This window comes from Mycolicibacterium sp. ND9-15, assembly GCF_035918395.1.
Classification (GTDB): Bacteria; Actinomycetota; Actinomycetes; order Mycobacteriales; family Mycobacteriaceae; genus Mycobacterium.
The window spans coordinates 3,902,241-3,921,660 of the sequence record NZ_CP142362.1; the positions used below are offsets into that span (position 1 = coordinate 3,902,241).

Sequence of the window (19,420 nt, forward strand, 5' to 3'; positions counted from 1 at the left end):
GCCGAGGCGCCTCCCGGGACTTGTCGGTGGCCCGCCCTACACTCGCGATGCCTGGCGAACACGCAACGGGGAGGAACGGGCTGAGATGCGATTCGTGCACACCGCCGACTGGCAACTCGGCATGACCCGGTACTTCCTCAATGGTGAGGCGCAGCCCCGTTATTCGGCCGCGCGCCGCGACGCGGTGGTCGCGCTCGGGCGGACGGCCGCCGAGGCCGGCGCGGAGTTCGTCGTGGTCGCCGGCGACGTCTTCGAGAGCAACCAACTGGCGCCGCGCGTGGTCAGCCAGTCGTTGGAGGCCATGCGTGCCATCGGCGTTCCCGTCTATCTGCTGCCCGGCAACCACGACCCGCTGGACGCCTCGTCGGTGTACACCAGCCCGCTGTTCACCGCCGAACGCCCCGACAACGTGACGGTTCTCGACCGCGCGGGGGTGTACGAGGTGCGGCCAGGTCTGGAACTGGTGGCGGCGCCGTGGACGTCGAAGGCGCCGTCGTCGGATCCGGTCGCGGCGGTGCTCGCGGACCTACCCGCCGATGGCGTGGCGCGGGTCGTCGTCGGCCACGGGGGCGTGGACATCTTCGTGCCCGACAAGGACCGGCCGTCGCTGATCCGGCTGGCGGCGCTGGAGGCGGCGCTCGGTCGCGGCGCCGTGCACTATGTGGCCCTGGGCGACAAGCACTCTCGTATGCCCGTCGGGTCCACCGGCCGGATCTGGTACTCCGGGTCGCCGGAGGTCACCAATTACGACGACATCGAGGTCGACCCCGGGCACGTGCTGATCGTCGACATCGACGAGGACGACCCGGCGCATCCGGTGCGCGTCGAACCGCGTGAGGTGGGGCGCTGGCGGTTCGTCACGTTGCGCCGGGCCGTGGACACCGGCCGCGACGTCACCGACCTCGACATCAACCTCGACCTCATGGCGGACAAGGAACGCACCGTGGTGCGGCTCGCGCTGACCGGGTCGCTGACTGTCACCGACAAGGCAGCGCTCGACACATGCCTGGACAAGTACGACCGGCTGTTCGCCGCGCTGAGCCTCTGCGAGAAGCAGACCGACATCGCGGTGATTCCCGCCGACGGTGAGTTCGACGACCTGGGTATCGGTGGTTTCGCGGCCTCGGCCGTCGACGAGCTGGTCGCCACCGCACGTTCGGACGGGGAGGCGGCCGACGACGCCCGCGCCGCGCTCGCACTGCTTCTGCGGCTGTCGGATCGAGGTGTGGCGTGAAACTGCACCGCCTGGTTCTGACCAACTACCGCGGCATCACTTACCGCGAGATCGAGTTCCCCGACCGCGGGGTCGTGGTCGTCAGCGGTGCCAACGAGATCGGCAAGTCGTCGATGATCGAGGCGCTCGACCTGCTGATCGAGGCCAAGGACCGGTCGGCGAAGAAAGAGGTAAAAGAGGTCAAACCGACCCACGCCGACGTCGGCGCGGAGGTCGAGGCCGAGATCTCCACCGGCCCATACCGATTCGTGTACCGCAAGCGCTTCCACAAGCGCTTCGAGACCGAGCTGACGGTATTGCGGCCGCGGCGCGAGCAGCTCACCGGCGACGAGGCGCACGAGCGGGTCCGGGCCATGCTCGACGAGACCGTCGACACGTGCCTGTGGCAGGCGCAGCGGGTGTTGCAGTCGGCCTCGACCTCGGCGGTGGACCTGTCCGGATGTGACGCGCTGTCGCGTGCGCTCGACGTGGCCGCCGGCGATTCGGTGGCGCTGTCGGGTGCCGAACCGTTGCTGATCGACCGCATCGACGAGGAGCACTTGCGCTACTTCACTCGCACCGGCAGGCCCACCGGTGAATGGGCCGCTGCCATCAACCGGTTGCGGGCCGCCGAGGAAGCGCTGGCCGAGGCTGCCGCCGCGGTCGCGCAGGTCGACGATGCGGTCCGCAGGCACGCGACCCTGACCGACGACCTGGCCCGGCTGACGGCACAACGCGCCGACGCGGCGAAGCAACTGGCCGACGCGCAGAAGGCAGCCGAAGCGGTGGCCGCGCTGACCAGACAGCTCAAGGAAGCGGAGTTGGTTGCCGCGGCGGCGCAGGCCACCCACGACACATCGCGCAGAGCGGTTGACGAGCGGCGGCGGTTGCGTGCCGACATCGAACAGCGGACCACCACGATCGTCGATCTGAAGGCCACCGTCACCCAGGCCGCCGAAGAGCGGTCGAGGGCCGCCGAGGTGGCCGCGATCGCGGAGGCCGCCGCCGAGCAAGCACGAGATACGTTGGAAATGGCGCAGGGTCGCGTCGACGCGGCACGCCGATCGGTCCAGCAGCTCGCCGACCGCGACGAAGCGGACCGGATCGTCGCCCGACTGGCGAAGATCGACGCCGCACACCGTGACCTGGCAAGTGTGCAGGACGAACTCGGCGAGATCCGCTTGTCCGACGAGGGCATGCGGACCATCGAGGCCGCCAAAGGTGCGGTGGATGTGGCGAAGGGACAGGTCGAGTTGGCGTCGGCGCAGATAGAATTGGTCGCGACCGCCGACATCGAGGTGCGCGTCGGGGGCCAGACTGTCTCGCTGGTTGCAGGTGAGGCGTGGACCGCCAATGTCAGCGCCGAGACCGCTGTCGAGGTGCCGGATCTGCTGACTGCTCGCTTGATGCCGGGTATGCCCGCGTCCGACACCCAGGCCAAACTCGATGCCGCACAAGCGGTCTTGGCTTCGGCGCTCGAGGTGTGCGGTGTCGATGACATCGCCGGCGCCCGCACCCTCGACCAGCGACGTCAACAATTGACGACGGCCCGAGACCGGCTGAAGGCGACTGCCGAGGCGTTGGTCGGAGACGAATCGGCGGTATTACTCAGGGCCCGATTGGCCGACCTCAACGAACGTCAGCCAGAAGTGGCCGAATCGTCCGACGTGGACGCCGGCGCCGCCCGGGCCGAACTCGACACCGCGACGGTCGCGCAGAAGCAGGTGATCGCCGATTGCGAGACGCATCGAAAGGTCGCTGAGGAGGCATCAAAGCGGTTGGGGGAGTGCGATACTCGGCTCACCGTCGCGCGCGAGAAGCTCACCGGTGCACACGCAGAGCTTGCGTTGGCCCTCGAACGGCTGGAGGCGCAGCGCGCGGTCGCCGGCGACGACGAACTCGCGGTCGAGGCTCAAACGCATGCCGACGAAGCGCTGCGAGCCGCCACCTTGGTCGGCGGGCTCAGCGAGGAGTTGGACCGCACGCAGCCCGCTGCGGTGGCCACGGCTCTGAGCGAGGCGGTGCGCCGGGAGGAGGAGTTGGCGGCCGGCCACGACGAGGTGGCCGATGCGCTGCGCGAGGTCAGCACGCAGTTGAAGGTGTACGGGACCGAGGGCCGTAAGGGCAGGCTCGACGAGGCCGAGACCGAGCGGGAGCACGCCGCCGCCGAGTATTCGAGGGTGCAGCGCCGCGCGCGGGCCGCCGAGCTGCTGCGATCGGTGATCTCGCGGCACCGCGACGCGACCCGGCTGCGTTATGTCGACCCGTTCCGCGCCGAGGTGGAGCGGTTGGGCCGCATAGTGTTCGGCGACAGCTTCGAGGTGGAGATCGACAGCGCGTTGCGGATCTGCACTCGCACGCTGTCGGGCCGAACGGTGCCCTACGATTCGCTGTCCGGCGGCGCCAAGGAGCAACTCGGCATCGTGGCGCGCCTGGCGAGCGCGGCATTGGTGGCCAAGGAGGACAGCGTGCCGGTGGTCATCGACGACGCGCTCGGGTTCACCGATCCCGACCGCCTGGTCAAGATGGGCGCGGTCTTCAACGCCGTCGGCGGCGAGGGTCAGGTGATCGTGCTGACGTGCAGCCCGGAGAGGTATGCCGCGGTCGATTACGCCCAGCACATCGCGCTGACGGTGTAGTCGCGGCCAGTGCCAAGATGGGTTCATGGCCGAACGTGACCGCGACGAAGCCGGGCGCCCCAGGAACACCCGCCCGCGCGATGCGCTGGGACGTCCGCTGCCCCGCGGCAGCGAGGGCGTAGCGCGAATCCCCGACGAGCTGGACCTGTCGCCGGCCGAAACGCTCGCATACGCCCAGCAGCTTCTCGACGAGGGGTTGGCCTTTCACGCCCATGAGGTGTTCGAGGCGGCGTGGAAGAGCCGCCCCGACGACGAACGCCCGCTCTGGCAGGGGCTCGCCCAGCTCGCCGTCGGCATCACCCATGTTCAACGCGGCAACACCAAAGGTGCGCTGGGTGTGCTGCGCCGGGCGTCGACCGGCCTTACCGATTGCGACGGCCCGACGTCACACGGTACGGACGTGGCGGGACTGGTGGACTACGCCGACGCACTGATCGTCGACCTCGCGCAGGGCAGGGAGCTCACACCCGCGCGGCTGCGCCCCAGGTTCACGAAAAACTAGCTCCGACTGCGCGCAGCTTTTCGGGTGATTTGTGGAGTGCTACCGGCGGTGAGCGCCGGTAGCACTCCACAAACCGCCGATGTGGGGCGGTCAGTCCGCCAAGGCCAGGACCTCGTCGAAGCCCTCGACGAGGCAGGTGTGGAAGAGGTCGTAGTCAGGTATCGCGGCCGTGTCGACGGTGATGCCGAAATAGCAGGTGCCCGCATACGTCAACAGTGTGACGTTGACCGCTGCGCCGATCGTCGGGCCGAATGCGTACTGGCCGCTGACTTTCGCCCCACCGAGGTAGACCGGCACCGGGATTCCCGGCACGTCGCTGGCAAGGAAGTCGACGTTGCGCAAGATCGAACCGATATACCAACGGGGCATGAGGTTGAGTGCCCCGGCGATCGTCTGCGTGTACGGTAGCGAGCTTTCACTGCGGACTTTGTCGGTGCGGCAGCGGATTTCGCTGATCCTTTCGGACGGGTCGGGCAGTCCCGCGGGGATGTCGAATCGCATGAGCGTGATCCGATTGCCACCCATCTCGTCGCCGTCGGTGCGCAAGCTGATCGGCATGGTCAGGTGCAGGTCGCCGATGGCGATGCCGTGCTTGTCGTGATAACGGCGCAATCCGCCGGCGACCGCGGCGACGAAAGCATCATTGAGGGCGCCCTCGCAGCGATGTGCCGCCGCCCGCAGCGGGCGCAGCGGAACCTCGTGAACACCGAGTCGGCGGACGAGACTTCGGCGAGTCATCAGGGGTGAGCCGGTGCTCGTCACCGGGCGTACCGTGCGGTAGACGGACGCCGCCGTCTCCACCGCCGAGTTGACCGCCGCAACGGGACGACGGAGGCCCTGGTACAGCCATCTCGGCGCCGACGTGACCGCGGTGCTCACCGCGGCACCCGCCGACCGTGCGTGATAGCGGATCGCGTCACCGTAGCCGGTGAACCACGACCCGCTGGCGGCTTGCGGCTCTGCGGGCAACGGCGCGGCGGTGCCCGGGTCCTCGTGCAGGTCGAACAGGATCATGCCGATCTGGATGCCACCCACCCCGTCGGTCAACGCGTGGTGGAACCTGCACAACAATGCCGCCGCGTCACCAGACAGCCCGTCGATCAGCGTGGCTTCCCACAGCGGCCGGGCCCTGTCGAAGTCGGCCATCTCGGCCAGCCGCGCCATCTCCAAGACGGTGTCCAACGTGCCGGGGGCCGGCGCGGTCACTCGCCGCAGGTGGAAGTCGAGGTCGAAGTCGGGTGCCTGCTCCCACCTCGGCGGTGCCGGCGGTGGCGACTGCACCACCCGCTGCCGAAACATCGGCAACATCCGGCTGATCCGGTCGAAGCGTTCCCGGACTCTCGCCCAGTCGGGCACCCGGTCCAGCATGATCACGGTGACCACCGTTGACCTCAGCCGCGGGTCGCTTTCCATCGCCCAGGTGAAGGCGTCCGTATTGCGCATGAATGCTGTCATGAGGGCTCCGTCCTCAGGCTACGACCGGATGTCAGCCGCCGCGACGGTCCTGCGGCGGTAGAGGACTTAATACCCCGAAGGCGTGCACAAAAGTCCCGACTCAGGGCTTCATGAAGCCGATCGTGGAGTAGTCCGCGTCGGCCAGCCCGAAGGCACCGAAATTCGCCAGATTGCTGCGGACGGCGATGTTCCCGGTCGACTGGGTCAGCGGCAAGCTGAACACCTCCTCAAACAGCAACTTGTCGAGTTCATTGGCCAGCGTGCGGGCCTTGGCGGGATCCAGTTCGCCGACGGTCTGCTCGACCTTGGCGTCGATCTGTGGGCTGCTGATCTTGCCGAAATTGCTCTCGGCCCCGGTCCGATAGATCTGCGTCAGGCTCGCCAGCGGGAAAGCGTCACCGCTCCAGGAGAATTGGGCGATGTCGAAGTTGCCAACGGTGACGTAGTCGGTGAAGAAGCCGGCCGCCGGGCGGACGTCCAATTCGAGTTTGACCCCGATCTGGGCGAGGTTGTTCTGCGCGATCTGCCCGTACTGCCGCGTCCCGAGCGAGTCGAACAGTACGTCGCGGATCACCAGTTGGCGTCCGTCCTTCTCCCGGAACTGGCCGTTGAGCCGCCAGCCCAGCGCGTCGAGTTCCTGCTTGGCCTTCTCGGGATCGAACGCAACCTCGCCGCTGTTGTCCTGGTAGCCCTCCTGACCGGCGACGAAAATGTGGTTGTTCAGGGGCACCGGGTTGTCGGCGAGCCCACGCTGGGTCACTTCGGCGATGGTCTTGCGGTCGATGCCCTTGGCGATCGCGCGCCGCAGCGCGGGGTCGGCCAGGATCGAACCCGGGGAACCGTTGAACGTGAAGTGGTACCACGCCAGCCCCGGCGCTCGCCGGATGCTCAGACCCTCCGTCCGGCGCGCAATCTGCATCTCGTCCAGCGTCGCCAGACCGCTGGCGTCGATGGTGTTGTTCTGCAGCGCCGGGATCCGCGCGGCGTCATCGAGGACGAGGAAGGTGATGCTGTCCAGCAGCGGCTGCTCACCCCACCATTTAGGGTTGCGGGTCAACGTGATTCGCTTGGCACCGCGGTCGAGGTTGGAGACGATGAACGGTCCCGCCGACGGGCCGGGGGCGTTGAGTTGCCCCTTGTTGAAGACCTCCGGGTTCTCCGTCGAGATCTTGGGCAGCAGCAAGGTGGTACCGGCGAACATGCCGCGCCAATCGGACCAGGGCTTGGCGAAGGTGATGACGGCTTGGCGGTCGTCGACACCGCGTTCGATCTTTTCGACGCGGTCGCTGCCGTTGGTGGCCGCGATCGCGAACCTGTCGTCCTTGCCGCTGGTCGCGTTGATCTGGGACCGGATGTCCTCCCAGGTGATCGGTGTGCCGTCGCTCCACACGGCTTCCGGGTTGATGGTGTATGTGACGACCTGTGGGTCCGTGCTGGTCAACTCGACGCTGGTGAAGTAGTCGGTGTTGACGGTGGCGGAGCCGTCGGCCGCGATCCGGAAGGCGCGCGGCATCGTCGGCCTCAACAGCGAGTTGTTGTCGCCGGTGTTGCCGTCGATGTGTAGCGAGTTGAAGTTGGGCGGGAAGTCGCCGAGCGCCAGCCGAAGGTTGCCGCCTTGCTGCAGGTTGGCGACGTCCTGCGGGTTGATCTCGTTGGTGGTTCCGACCGTCGCCTCGCCGCCGGCGGAGGGGGCTTCGTCGTTGCCGCCGGAACAGGCGGTCAGGATCAGCGCGGTGATCATGGTCGCCGCAGCGAAGCGTCGGATCGTCATGCGCTCTGACTTTAGCTGCGATTCACCTGAGGCCGCGGCACCGCGGCGAGCAACCGCCGGGTGTAGTCGTGGCGGGGGTTGGTGAACACCTGGTCGCCGTCGCCCTCTTCCACCACGGTGCCCTTGTACATGACGGCCACCCGGTGAGCGAGGTGTCTGACCACGGACAGGTCGTGCGAGACGAACAGATACGACAGCCCGAACCGCCGCTGCAGATCGAGCAGCAGGTTGATGATGCCGGCCTGGATCGAGACGTCGAGGGCCGACACCGGCTCGTCGAGCGCGAGGATCTTGGGCTGCAGCGCGAGCGCCCGCGCGATCCCGATGCGTTGCTTCTGCCCGCCGGAGAACTCCGCCGGATACCGCGAGGCGTCGGCGCGCTGCAACCCGACGATGCCCAGCAGCTCGGTGACGCGTTCGTCGCGGCTGCGCTTGTCGAAACCGTTGGCCTGCAACGGCTCGGCCAGCACATCGAACACGGGGAGCCGCGGGTCCAGGGATGCCACCGGATCCTGGAACACGACCTGCAGATCACCGCGCAGCGCCCGGCGGGCGCGGCGGTTCAGCGAGGCCACATCCTTGCCGAGCACCTCGATGGAACCTGACTCGGGGGCCGTCAACTGCAGGACCTGATGCAGGGTCGTCGACTTCCCCGATCCGGACTCTCCGACGATGCCAAGCGTGCGACCCTGCTGCAGGGCAAAGCTGACGCCGTCGACCGCGCGAACCTCACCGACCTGGCGGCGGAACACCACACCTTTCGTGAGCTTGTAGGTCTTGACCAAGTCATCGACGCGCAAGATCACCGGAGCGTCGGCGGCCGCCGGTGTGTCGGGCGGGGCCGTCGACACCCCGTAGATGTCGGCGGCGCTGCGGCCGACGACGTGTTCGGTGCGGATGCAAGCCGCGCGGTGGCCGGTACCGGCGCCCATCGGTAATAGCTCCGGTTCGGCGGCGCGACAGTCGTCGATGGCCAGCGGACACCGCGGAGCGAACGGGCAACCGGGCGGCAGCGCGGCCATCGACGGCGGTGCGCCGGGTATGGGCACCAGCCGTGCGCCCTGTGCGGCGTCCAGCCGCGGGACGGAGCCGAGCAAGCCGACGGTATACGGCATGCGCCGGTCGCGGTACAACTGCTCGACCGTGGCCACCTCGACCGCACGTCCGGCGTACATCACCAAGGCACGGTCGGCGAACTCGGCGACCACCCCGAGGTCGTGGGTGATGATCAAGACGCCGGCGCCGGTCACGTCGCGCGCCGTCTTGAGCACATCGAGGATCTGCTCCTGCACCGTGACGTCCAGCGCGGTCGTCGGCTCGTCGCAGATGAGTAGATCGGGGTCGTTGGCGATCGCGATCGCGATCACCACCCGCTGACGCTCGCCGCCGGACAGTTCGTGGGGAAAGGACCTGGCTCGCCGGTCGGGTTGCGCGATGCCGACCAACTCGAGCAGTTCGACCGCCCGTTTCCTCGCGGTCCGTCGGCCGGTGCCGCGCTGATGTATCTCGATCGCCTCCGCGATCTGGTCACCCACGGTGTAGACCGGCGTCAGCGCCGACATCGGGTCCTGGAACACCGTGCCGATGGCCTTCCCGCGGATCGCCGACATCCGTTGATCCGATGACCCGACCAGTTCGTCACCGTTGAGCCGAATCGAACCGGACACGTCGGCGTATTCGGGCAGCAGGCCGACCACTGCCATCGCGCTGGCCGATTTGCCCGCTCCCGACTCGCCGACCAGCGCGACGACCTCGCCCTTGCCGACGTCGAAGTTCATGCCGCGCACCGCATTCACCGCCGCCGTGTCCGTCGGGAACGCGACCGTGAGGTCGCGGACTTCGAGCAGGCTCACCGCTTGCGCCTCCGCAGCTGCCGCGCACCAGGATCCAGCGCGTCGCGCAGCCCGTCACCAACCAGGTTGGCACACAAGATGATCAACACCAGCACACCACCGGGAAACAGGAACAGCCACGGGAACGTCGTCGCGGACTTGGTGCCGTCGGCGATCAGGGTGCCGAGCGACACATCGGGTGGCTGGATGCCGAATCCCAGGAAGCTCAGTCCCGTTTCGGCAAGCACCGCCACCCCGACGTTGAGGGCGGTGTCGATGATGATGATCGACGCGACATTGGGGAGGATGTGACGAACGATGATCCGCCCGTTGCTGACGCCCATATACCTTGCGGCGGCGACGAACTCACGGTCGCGAAGGCTCATCGTCATGCCGCGCACGATCCGTGAGCTGACCATCCAGCTGAACAATGACAGCAGCAAGATCATCCACACGATGTCACCCTTGGTGCGCTGCACGACGATTGAGATCAGCAGGAAGCTCGGCACCACGAGCATCAGGTCGACCAGCCACATCAAGACCGGATCGCGCCAGTCGGCGAAGTACCCGGCGATCGTCCCGACTGTCGCCGCGATGATCGTCGAGATGAACGCCACACAGACGCCGATCAGCATCGACTTCTGCATCCCCCGCAGTGTCTGGGCGAACAGATCCTGTCCCAACGCGTTGGTGCCGAACCAATGATCGGGACTGGGCGGCTGCTGCAGCGCGTAGTAGTCCAGATCGCTGTAGCTGTACGGCAACAGCGGCGGCAGTGCATAGCAGGCGATGAACAGCAGTACCAACAACGCCGACGAGATCACCGCCGGCTTGTTGCGCAGGAACCGGCGGAACACCAGCGATCGTCGTGAGGCGAAGCCCCCGGTGTCCTCAGCGTTGATGCCGGACTGCGCGGTGGTCGACGGCTCCGTGCTGACGGGTTCGGTCATGACACCCGCACCCTCGGATCGAGTGCGGCGTAGACCACGTCGGAGAGCAAGCCCGCCAACAGGATCATCGCGGCGGAGAGCACCGTGATCGCCGCGACGATGTTGATGTCCTGGTTGCCGATGCCGGTGACGATCCATTCACCGACGCCGTACCAGCCGAAGATCTTCTCGGTGAACACCGCACCGGTGACCAATCCCGCGACGCTGTAGGCGAACAGCGTCGCCATCGGGATCAGCGCCGTGCGTAACCCGTGCTTGAACAGCGCCCGCCGGCGCGTCAGCCCCTTGGCCCGCGCGGTGCGGATGAAGTCCTGGCCGAGGACGTCGAGCATCGCGTTGCGTTGGTACCGGCTGTAGATCGCGATCGAAGAAAGCGCGAGCGTCATACTCGGCAACACCAGGTGCTGCAACCGGTCGACGAACTCGTTCCACGCGCCCTCGATCGGGTAGGCCGACGTCTCGCCGGTGTACTCGAAGATCCGGACGCCCAGCACGTTGTTCACGCCCAGCGCCGCGAGGATGAACAGGTTGGCCAACACGAATGTCGGGGTGCTGATCACCAACAGCGACACCACGGTGACCACACGGTCGCTGAGCCGGTACTGCCTGATGGCGCCCCACGCGCCGGCGGCGACGCCGATCACCGTGCCGACCACCGAGCCGATGATCAGCAGCCGGAGGCTGACTCCGACCCGACGCCACAGCTCGTCGGTCACCGGCTGCCCGCCGATCGTCACACCGAAGTCACCGCGAATGGCCCCGGAGGCCCAGTGGACGTACTGCTCGAGCACCGGCTTGTCCAGCCCGAGCTCGACGCGTTTGGCGTCGATGACGGCTTGGGGCGGCCGAGGATTGCGGCTCTCCAGACTGTCGAGCGGATCGAACTGCCATGATGCGAGCAGGAAGACGAGAAACGAGGCCAGCGCCAGCAACACCAGATAGTTCAGCAGTCGGCGTACCAAGAACCGCGTCATGCGGAGTTTCCGTCCGTCGGCTGCATGCGCTCAGGTTAGGAGATAACGGCTCCGATGGCCGCGATGTGGCCGTCGACAGCGCGGCGACCTGCGGGTGTTGGCGAACTCTTACCCGGTGCCCAGCGTGCGTCCAGCAATGCCGCGTGAACTGGACGGATGCAGGTGGTACGTCACAGGGCCCGACGGGCCACTTATGTGAAGACGATCTCCGCCGCGATCGGCGGCGGTGCGGTCCTCGGGATGGCCGCGCTCGGAGTCGCGGTCCCCCACACGTCGGGCGCCGCGACGCTGGCAAAGCCGAATATGACCGTCGGCGCGACGAGTACGCAGACCACGCCGGCCAAAGCGCCCGCGGTCGGGATGGCGGTGCCGGCGATGAAGGGTCCGGCGCCGTTGCCGTCGGAGGAGGAAGCCGCCAAGTAGCTCGTTCGGCCGTTTCACCGGCTGCCCGTTGGGCTATCCAGCACGGTTAGACGGGCTGCGACGCTGGCTGACGCCGCCCACCGGACCAACGGAGGCGTCAAAGTGAACTCGAAGCAGATCAAGCTGCTCTCGGCGACGGTAGGCGTCAGCGCCCTGCTGGCGATGGGGGCGTTCTCCGTGGCATCCACTACCGCCGCTCAGGACGATGAGCCGCCCGTCACCCCGGGTCCGGTGACCACGTCTGCAATCACCACCGGCGAGACGATCACCGATTCGGCGGCGCCCGAGACGCCGGAGACGTCGGTGGTGACACCCGAGGTGACCGCGGAGCCGCCGCCGACCCCCTAGACCCACTCCACAGCGGGCGCATAGGAAACGCACAGCCGCAGCTCACGGTGGCCGCGATAATGGAGCCGTGACCGCCCCCAATCACCAGCCGTGAGCGTGCAGGACCCGGGTAGGGCCGTGATGCGCCGTGCCGACGGGAAGCCGATACACGTGCTGGTCGTCGACGACGAACCGGTCCTCGCCGAGTTGATGTCGATGGCGCTTCGCTACGAGGGCTGGGACATCGCGACCGCGGCCGACGGGGCGTCGGCCATCGCGTCGGCCCGCGAAACCCCGCCAGACGTGGTGGTGCTCGACGTCATGCTGCCGGATATGAGCGGGCTGGATGTGCTGCGCCGGTTGCGTGAGCGGACTCCCGGCTTACCGTTGCTGCTGCTGACCGCCAAGGACTCCGTCGAGGATCGGATCGCCGGGCTGACCGCCGGCGGCGACGACTACGTCACCAAACCGTTCAGCATCGAGGAAGTGGTGTTGCGGCTGCGGGCGCTGCTGCGGCGCACGGGCGTAGCGAGCGAACCGGGCGGCGCGAAGATCGTGGTCGGTGACCTCGTGCTCGACGAGGACAGTCACGAGGTGACTCGCGGCGGTGAACCGATCACGCTGACCGCGACGGAATTCGAACTTCTGCGGTTCATGATGCGCAACTCGAAACGCGTGCTGAGCAAGGCGCAGATCCTCGATCGGGTGTGGAGCTACGACTTCGGCGGCCGGTCCAACATCGTCGAGTTGTACGTCTCCTACCTGCGAAAGAAGATCGACAACGGGCGCGAGCCGATGATCCACACCCTGCGTGGTGCCGGGTATGTCCTCAAGCCTGCGCGCTGACGGCCCGCGGATCCGTTCGCCGCAGACGTGGTCGTTGCGAGCACGGTTGCTCGCCTCCCAGATCGTATTGCTTGCATTGGTGTGTGTGGCTGTCGGCATCGGCACAGTGCTTGCGCTGCAACACTTTCTGTACAACCAGCTGGACGAGCGCCTGGCCGAGACCGCCCGCCGGTCGGCGGGTCTGTTCGAGTTCGGTCCGCCACCGCCGCCCGGATTCCCGCGCCCGGGTTTCCGCCAGCGCATGATGAGCCGTGACGACTTCGGGCCCGGCCCGGCCTTTCTCAACGCGCCGGGGCAGGCGGCCCGCACCGTCGGCGCGGTCGTCTCGCGCGGCACCGGAGTCGACGCCGGGGTGATCACCGCTGACGGCGCCCGCAGCGAGATCAGCACGGCCGCAGCGCAACAGCTGGCACAGGTGGCGCCGGATACGCCGACGACTATCGGCCTCGACGGACTCGGCCGATACCGGGTGGTCGCACTGCACTCGCCCCGGGGCCGCGAGAACATCGTCATCGGGTTGCCGACCTCGGATGTCGACGACACCCTGTTGACCGTCGCGGTCATCTTCTGCGCAGTCGGGGCGACGGCGCTGATCGGCGGAACGAGCGTCGGAATTCTGATCATCCGCCGTCAACTTGCCCCGCTGGCAAGGGTTTCCGATGCTGCCATCCAGGTGGCCGACCTCGAACTCGACCGTGGCGAAGTCCTGCTGCCGACGCCGATCGTCAAGATCGACCCAGAGGCAGCGCACACCGAGGTGGGTCAGTTGGGCTCCGCGCTGAACCGGATGCTGGACCGGATCGCGTCGGCGCTGTCAGCGCGGCACGCCAGCGAGACCCGGGTGCGCCAGTTCGTCGCCGACGCGAGCCATGAGTTGCGCACGCCGCTGGCAGCCATCCGCGGCTATACCGAACTGGCGCAACGCAAACGCGATGACGTACCCGACGATGTCGCTCATGCGATGAGCCGCGTGGAGTCGGAGACGCGCCGCATGACCCGACTGGTGGAGGACATGCTGCTACTGGCCAGGCTCGACACCGGCCGACCCCTGCGACATGAGCCGGTCGATCTGTCGCACCTGATCGTCGATGCGGTCAGCGACGCCCACATCGCGGGTCCGGAGCATCAATGGGCGCTGGACCTTCCCGAGGAACCGGTGGTCGTCGTCGGGGACGAGGCGCGCCTGCACCAGGTACTTGCCAACCTGCTTGTCAACGCCCGCACCCACACGCCGCCGGGCACGTCGGTGACCACCTCGCTGGCCGTGGCCCCGGACGGTTCGGCGGTGCTGACAGTGGCCGACGACGGCCCGGGCATTCAGGTCTGGTTGCAGCCCGAGATCTTCGAGAGGTTCGCCCGCGGCGACTCGTCACGCTCTCGTCGCGACGGCAGCACCGGCCTCGGGTTGGCGATCGTCGCGGCCGTCGTCAAGGCGCACTCCGGCACCATCGAGTTGCACAGCGTGCCCGGCGACACGCGCTTCACCGTCACGCTTCCCGCCGATTGACCTGAGCCGGGCATCTATTCGATCGCCCTGATTTTCTTCGGCCGCGAAACGCTCGCGTGCATATATGGTCGACGGATGTCCGTGACAGACGAGTACCTGAAGAACAACGAGGCCTACGCGAGCACCTTCTCCGGGCCGCTGCCGCTACCGCCGAGCAAGCACGTCGCCGTGGTGGCGTGTATGGACGCCAGGCTCGACGTGTACCGGATTCTCGGCCTCGGCGACGGTGAGGCGCATGTCATCCGCAATGCGGGCGGTGTCATCACCGACGACGAGATCCGCTCGCTGGCCATCAGCCAACGGCTGCTCGGCACCAAAGAGATCATCCTGATCCACCACACGGACTGCGGCATGCTGACGTTCACCGACGACGGCTTCAAACAGCAGATCCAAGACGAGATCGGCATCAAGCCCGAGTGGGCCGCCGAGTCGTTCATCGATATCGAGGAGGACGTGCGGCAGTCGCTGCGACGGATCGAGGCGAGTCCGTTCGTCACCAAGCACGAGTCGTTGCGCGGCTTCGTGTTCGACGTCGCGACGGGCCGGCTCACCGAAGTGACCGTGTAGCACCCCTTCTTCTTGGCGCGAGCGTGCATGTCTGATCACGACACGCCGCGGAGAAACAACGCTCTATGCACGCTCGCGCTCGGCGAGCTAGCCGAATTGTAGGTCGCGATCGCCTTCGCCACCGACTGCGCCCACGCCGAGGCCGTCACCGCGACATCATCGACGGCGTTCGCGCGAGTACAACTACCTCCCGAGTAAGCGTGAAACAGCAGTCGACGCGCGCTCGCAGCCGGTCGAGCGTGCGCAGATCGGGGTCCGATGGCCGCGTGTCGTGCGCAAACACGCACTCTCGCGCAAGAACGCCTGCGTTGACACTCGACGCGACGTGGGTGTCTAATATCGGGTAATGATCGTAAATATGGTCATTTCTACCAACTTTGCGAGGATACGATGACCGTCACCGAGCAGGCCGAACACACAGAGCAACTGAACGCCGGTCGCTACGAGCTCAGCCATCTGCGATCGTTGGAGGCCGAGGCCATCCACATCATCCGGGAGGTGGCCGCGGAATTCGAGCGGCCTGTGCTGCTGTTCTCCGGCGGCAAGGACTCGATCGTCATGCTGCATCTCGCGCTGAAGGCCTTTCGGCCGGGCCGGCTGCCGTTCCCGGTCATGCACGTCGACACCGGCCACAACTTCGACGAGGTCCTGCAGACCCGCGACGAACTCGTCGAGGAGTTCGGTGTGCGGCTGGTCGTCGCGAAGGTGCAGGACGACATCGACGCCGGACGCGTGGTCGAGACGATCCCGTCGCGCAACCCCATCCAGACCGTCACGTTGCTGCGCGCGATCCGCGAGAACAAGTTCGACGCCGCGTTCGGGGGCGCCCGCCGCGACGAGGAGAAGGCGCGAGCCAAGGAGCGGGTGTTCTCGTTCCGCGACGAGTTCGGCCAGTGGGACCCGAAGGCGCAACGGCCCGAGCTGTGGAACCTGTACAACGGCCGGCACCACAAAGGCGAGCACATCCGCGTGTTCCCGCTGTCGAACTGGACCGAGTTCGACATCTGGTCCTACATCGGCGCCGAGAAGATCAAGCTGCCGTCGATCTACTACGCACACCGCCGCAAGGTGTTCGAGCGCGACGGAATGCTGCTGGCCGTCCACCGCCACCTGCAGCCGCGCAGAGACGAAGAGATCGTCGAGAAGACCGTGCGGTTCCGCACTGTCGGCGACGTCACCTGCACCGGCTGCGTGGAGTCCCACGCCGCAACGGTTTCCGCGGTGATCGCCGAGACCGCGGTGTCGCGGCTCACCGAGCGTGGTGCCACCCGCGCCGACGACCGCATCTCCGAGGCCGGCATGGAAGACCGCAAGCGTGAGGGGTACTTCTGATGACTCGCACCACTGCGCGGCCCGCGGCGACACTACTCCGGATCGCGACCGCGGGATCGGTCGACGACGGCAAGTCCACGCTCATCGGTCGCCTGCTCTTCGATTCCAAGGCCGTCATGGAAGACCAATTGGCCTCGGTGGAGCGCACTTCCAAGGAACGCGGCCACGACTACACCGATCTGGCGCTGGTGACCGACGGCTTGCGCGCGGAACGCGAGCAGGGCATCACGATCGACGTCGCCTACCGATACTTCGCAACGCCCAAGCGCAAGTTCATCATCGCCGACACGCCCGGCCACATTCAGTACACCCGCAACATGGTGACCGGCACGTCCACCGCGCAGTTGGCGATCGTCCTGGTCGACGCCCGCCACGGTCTGCTCGAGCAGTCCCGCCGCCACGCGTTCCTCGCGTCGCTGCTCGGCATCCGGCACATCGTGCTCGCGGTGAACAAGATGGACCTGATCGGCTGGGACAGAGACCGGTTCGAGAAAATCCGCGACGACTTCCACGATTTCGTCGCGCGCCTGGACATTCACGACGTGACGACGATTCCGCTGTCGGCGCTGAACGGCGACAACGTCGTCACCAAATCGGACAACAGCCCGTGGTACGAGGGTCCGCCGCTGCTGAGCCACCTCGAAGAGGTCTACGTCGCCGGCGACCGCAACCTCGTCGACGTACGGTTCCCCGTCCAATACGTGATTCGCCCGCAATCCCTGGAGCACCACGACCACCGCAGTTACGCCGGCACTGTCGCCGGTGGTGTGATGCGGGTCGGTGACGACGTCGTCGTGTTGCCCGCTGGTATCACCTCACGGATCGCGGCGATCGAGGGACCCGGCGGCCCGGTCGATGAGGCCTTCCCTCCGATGGCCGTGGCCATCAGCCTGTCCGACGACATCGACATCTCTCGCGGCGACTTGATCGCGCGGCCGAACAACCAGCCGAGAGTGACACAGGAATTCGACGGAACCGTCTGCTGGATGGCCGACGGGTCCGCTCTGGAACCGGGCCGCGACTACTTGATCAAGCACACCACCCGCACCACGCGGGCCCGCGTGACCGCGTTGGACTACCGCCTCGACGTCAACACGCTGCACCGTGACAAGGAGGCCACCGCGCTCAAACTCAACGAGCTCGGCCGCATCTCGCTGCGCACCCAGACGCCGCTGTTGCTCGACGAGTACAGCCGCAACGCCGCCACCGGTTCGTTCATCCTGATCGACCCGAACACCAACGGCACGGTCGCGGCGGGCATGATCCTACCGCAGGTCACGGCCCGCACCTCCAGTCCGAACACCGTCCGGCACGAATCGCTGTGCAAGGCCGAAGACCGGCTGAGCAAGGGCAGGACCGTGTGGTTCACGGGTCTGTCCGGCTCGGGCAAGTCGTCGGTGGCGATGCTGGTCGAGCACAAGCTGATCGAGAAGGGCGTTCCCGCTTATGTTCTCGACGGCGACAACCTGCGGCACGGCCTCAACGCCGACCTCGGTTTCTCGATGGCCGACCGCGCCGAGAATCAGCGCCGACTGGCCCACGTCGCGGCGATCCTCGCCGACTCCGGGCAGGTGGTGCTGGTGCCGGCGATCAGCCCGCTCGAAGAGCACCGAGCGCTGGCGCGACAGGTCACCACCGAAGCGGGGCTGGACTTCTTCGAGGTGTTTTGCGACACCCCGCTGGAGGACTGCGAACGACGCGATCCGAAGGGCCTGTACGCCAAGGCCCGCGCGGGCGAGATCACGCACTTCACCGGCATCGACAGCCCCTATCAGCGGCCGAAGAGCCCGGATCTGCGTCTGACGCCCGATCGCGACCCCGAGGAGTTGGCCGACATGGTGATCGACCTGCTGGAAGGACACAGGTGAGCGATCACGACCTCGCGGCGCATCTCGCCACGGCGGCCGGGAAGCTCCTGCTCGACGTTCGCGCCGAGTTGGCCGATGCCTCTGGGCCGGAGCGGAAAGCGGCGGGGGACAAGCGCTCTCACGACTTCTTAACAGAAGAGCTGGCGGCCGAGCGGCCGGGCGACGCCGTCCTCTCGGAGGAGGGCGCCGACGACCCGGCCCGGCTGACCGCCGCACGCGTCTGGATCGTCGATCCCCTCGACGGCACCCGCGAGTTCTCCGAACTCGGCCGCGACGACTGGGCCGTGCACGTCGCACTCTGGGAGGCCGGGGAGCTGGTGGCCGGTGCGGTCGCCCTTCCGGCACAGGGCATAACGCTGGCCACGCCGACGGTCGAGTCACCGCCCGCGGCTCCCGACACGCCGCGGATCGTGGTGTCGCGGACGCGTCCACCGGCCGTCGCGCTGGCGGTGCGCGACGCCTTGGGCGGCACGTTGGTCGAGATGGGTTCGGCCGGAGCGAAAGTCGCCTCTGTCGTGCAGGGGCGCTCGGATGTGTACGTGCATGCGGGCGGTCAATACGAGTGGGACTCGGCGGCGCCGGTCGCGGTCGCGCGCGCTGCCGGTTTGTACACCTCGCGCATTGACGGCTCCCCGCTGCTCTACAACCGGTCCGACCCGCTACTGCCAGACCTGGTGGTGTGCCGACCCCAGTTCGCCGAAGCGGTGCTTGCGGTCACGCGTGATTGACTGGTCTCATGCGCATGTCGGCCAAAGCGGAGTACGCCGTCCGCGCGATGGTGCAACTGGCCGCCGCCGGCGAGGGGGTCCTCGTCACCACCGACGACCTGGCCAAGGCGCAGGGCATCCCGCCGCAGTTTCTCGTCGACATCCTGTCCGCGCTGCGCACCGACCGCCTCGTCCGCAGCCATCGCGGCCGCGAGGGCGGCTACGAGCTGTCGCGCCCTGCGAAGGACATCAGCATCGCCGATGTGCTGCGCTGCATGGACGGCCCGTTGGCCAGTGTCAGGGACATGGGCCTCGGGGACCTGCCGTACACGGGGCCGACGACGCCGCTGACCGACGTCTGGCGTGCGCTGCGGGCGAGCATGCGGTCGGTGCTCGAGCAGACGAGCGTTGCCGACGTGGCCGCTGACGCGTTGCCCCGGCATGTCCGCAAGCTCGCCGACGACTACCGCGATCAGGAGTCCAAGCGCGGGCACTCGCTCGGCTAAC

General features: G+C 67.3%; 17 protein-coding genes. 12 read left to right on the forward strand and 5 right to left on the reverse strand.

The genetic code is table 11. From position 1 onward, the window contains the following. Nucleotides 1-85: 85 nt before the first annotated feature. From QGN32_RS18615 to QGN32_RS18625, 3 genes are read left to right on the forward strand one after another with little or no spacing between them, the layout of a single operon-like run. Nucleotides 86-1,234: a metallophosphoesterase family protein gene (locus tag QGN32_RS18615; protein WP_326545770.1), complete on the forward strand. Its 1,149-nt coding sequence runs from the start codon at nucleotides 86-88 to the stop codon at nucleotides 1,232-1,234. Continuing rightward, the gene (locus tag QGN32_RS18620; protein WP_326545771.1) at nucleotides 1,231-3,852 is read left to right on the forward strand and encodes an AAA family ATPase; all 2,622 of its coding nucleotides are present in this window, start codon (nucleotides 1,231-1,233) and stop codon (nucleotides 3,850-3,852) included. The genes QGN32_RS18615 and QGN32_RS18620 overlap by 4 nt, the downstream gene beginning before the upstream one ends. Nucleotides 3,853-3,877: 25 nt before the next feature. Beyond that, nucleotides 3,878-4,354, forward strand: coding sequence for a DUF309 domain-containing protein (locus QGN32_RS18625; protein WP_326545772.1), 477 nt, complete (start codon nucleotides 3,878-3,880; stop codon nucleotides 4,352-4,354). A 90-nt stretch (nucleotides 4,355-4,444) separates the two neighbouring features. Here QGN32_RS18625 and QGN32_RS18630 read toward each other — a convergent pair whose 3' ends face one another. From QGN32_RS18630 to QGN32_RS18650, 5 genes are all read right to left on the reverse strand, one after another. After that, entirely contained in the window at nucleotides 4,445-5,809 is a 1,365-nt protein-coding gene (locus tag QGN32_RS18630; protein WP_326545773.1) for a wax ester/triacylglycerol synthase domain-containing protein, read from the reverse strand. Nucleotides 5,810-5,909: 100 nt separating this feature from the next. Next, a complete protein-coding gene (locus QGN32_RS18635; RefSeq protein WP_326545774.1) occupies nucleotides 5,910-7,580 on the reverse strand; it encodes an ABC transporter family substrate-binding protein in 1,671 nt (556 codons plus the stop codon). Nucleotides 7,581-7,591: 11 nt separating this feature from the next. Beyond that, the gene (locus QGN32_RS18640) at nucleotides 7,592-9,433 is read right to left on the reverse strand and encodes a dipeptide ABC transporter ATP-binding protein (RefSeq protein ID WP_326545775.1); all 1,842 of its coding nucleotides are present in this window, start codon (nucleotides 9,431-9,433) and stop codon (nucleotides 7,592-7,594) included. Continuing rightward, complete coding sequence (locus tag QGN32_RS18645) at nucleotides 9,430-10,362, reverse strand: ABC transporter permease (RefSeq protein WP_326545776.1); 933 nt, start codon at nucleotides 10,360-10,362, stop codon at nucleotides 9,430-9,432. Before QGN32_RS18645 ends, QGN32_RS18640 begins: the two co-directional genes overlap by 4 nt. Next, nucleotides 10,359-11,336, reverse strand: coding sequence for an ABC transporter permease (locus QGN32_RS18650; RefSeq protein ID WP_326545777.1), 978 nt, complete (start codon nucleotides 11,334-11,336; stop codon nucleotides 10,359-10,361). The genes QGN32_RS18645 and QGN32_RS18650 overlap by 4 nt, the downstream gene beginning before the upstream one ends. A gap of 156 nt (nucleotides 11,337-11,492) precedes the next feature. Here QGN32_RS18650 and QGN32_RS18655 point away from each other — a divergent pair, with 156 nt between their 5' ends. The 9 genes from QGN32_RS18655 (at nucleotide 11,493) to QGN32_RS18695 (ending at nucleotide 19,419) form a co-directional block, all read left to right on the forward strand. Then, nucleotides 11,493-11,759 (forward strand): hypothetical protein, encoded by a 267-nt coding sequence (locus tag QGN32_RS18655; RefSeq protein ID WP_326545778.1) that lies wholly within the window; start codon nucleotides 11,493-11,495, stop codon nucleotides 11,757-11,759. Nucleotides 11,760-11,861: 102 nt separating this feature from the next. Continuing rightward, nucleotides 11,862-12,107: a hypothetical protein gene (locus QGN32_RS18660; RefSeq protein WP_326545779.1), complete on the forward strand. Its 246-nt coding sequence runs from the start codon at nucleotides 11,862-11,864 to the stop codon at nucleotides 12,105-12,107. A gap of 120 nt (nucleotides 12,108-12,227) precedes the next feature. Further along, nucleotides 12,228-12,932, forward strand: a complete 705-nt coding sequence (locus QGN32_RS18665; protein WP_326549146.1) for a response regulator transcription factor — start codon at nucleotides 12,228-12,230, stop codon at nucleotides 12,930-12,932. Further along, a complete protein-coding gene (locus QGN32_RS18670) occupies nucleotides 12,910-14,439 on the forward strand; it encodes a sensor histidine kinase (RefSeq protein WP_326545780.1) in 1,530 nt (509 codons plus the stop codon). The genes QGN32_RS18665 and QGN32_RS18670 overlap by 23 nt, the downstream gene beginning before the upstream one ends. Before the next feature lie 75 nt (nucleotides 14,440-14,514). After that, nucleotides 14,515-15,006 carry a beta-class carbonic anhydrase gene (locus QGN32_RS18675; RefSeq protein ID WP_326545781.1) on the forward strand — a complete coding sequence of 164 codons (492 nt, stop codon included), beginning with the start codon at nucleotides 14,515-14,517 and terminating at the stop codon, nucleotides 15,004-15,006. 390 nt (nucleotides 15,007-15,396) lie between these two features. Beyond that, on the forward strand, nucleotides 15,397-16,338 hold the full coding sequence (gene cysD / locus QGN32_RS18680; protein ID WP_326545782.1) for a sulfate adenylyltransferase subunit CysD: 942 nt from the start codon (nucleotides 15,397-15,399) through the stop codon (nucleotides 16,336-16,338). Further along, on the forward strand, nucleotides 16,338-18,206 hold the full coding sequence (cysC, locus tag QGN32_RS18685; protein WP_326545783.1) for an adenylyl-sulfate kinase: 1,869 nt from the start codon (nucleotides 16,338-16,340) through the stop codon (nucleotides 18,204-18,206). The genes cysD and cysC overlap by 1 nt, the downstream gene beginning before the upstream one ends. Beyond that, nucleotides 18,203-18,934, forward strand: a complete 732-nt coding sequence (locus QGN32_RS18690) for a 3'(2'),5'-bisphosphate nucleotidase CysQ (protein WP_326545784.1) — start codon at nucleotides 18,203-18,205, stop codon at nucleotides 18,932-18,934. Before cysC ends, QGN32_RS18690 begins: the two co-directional genes overlap by 4 nt. An 8-nt stretch (nucleotides 18,935-18,942) precedes the next feature. Further along, entirely contained in the window at nucleotides 18,943-19,419 is a 477-nt protein-coding gene (locus QGN32_RS18695; RefSeq protein WP_326545785.1) for an Rrf2 family transcriptional regulator, read from the forward strand. Nucleotide 19,420 lies beyond the last annotated feature (1 nt).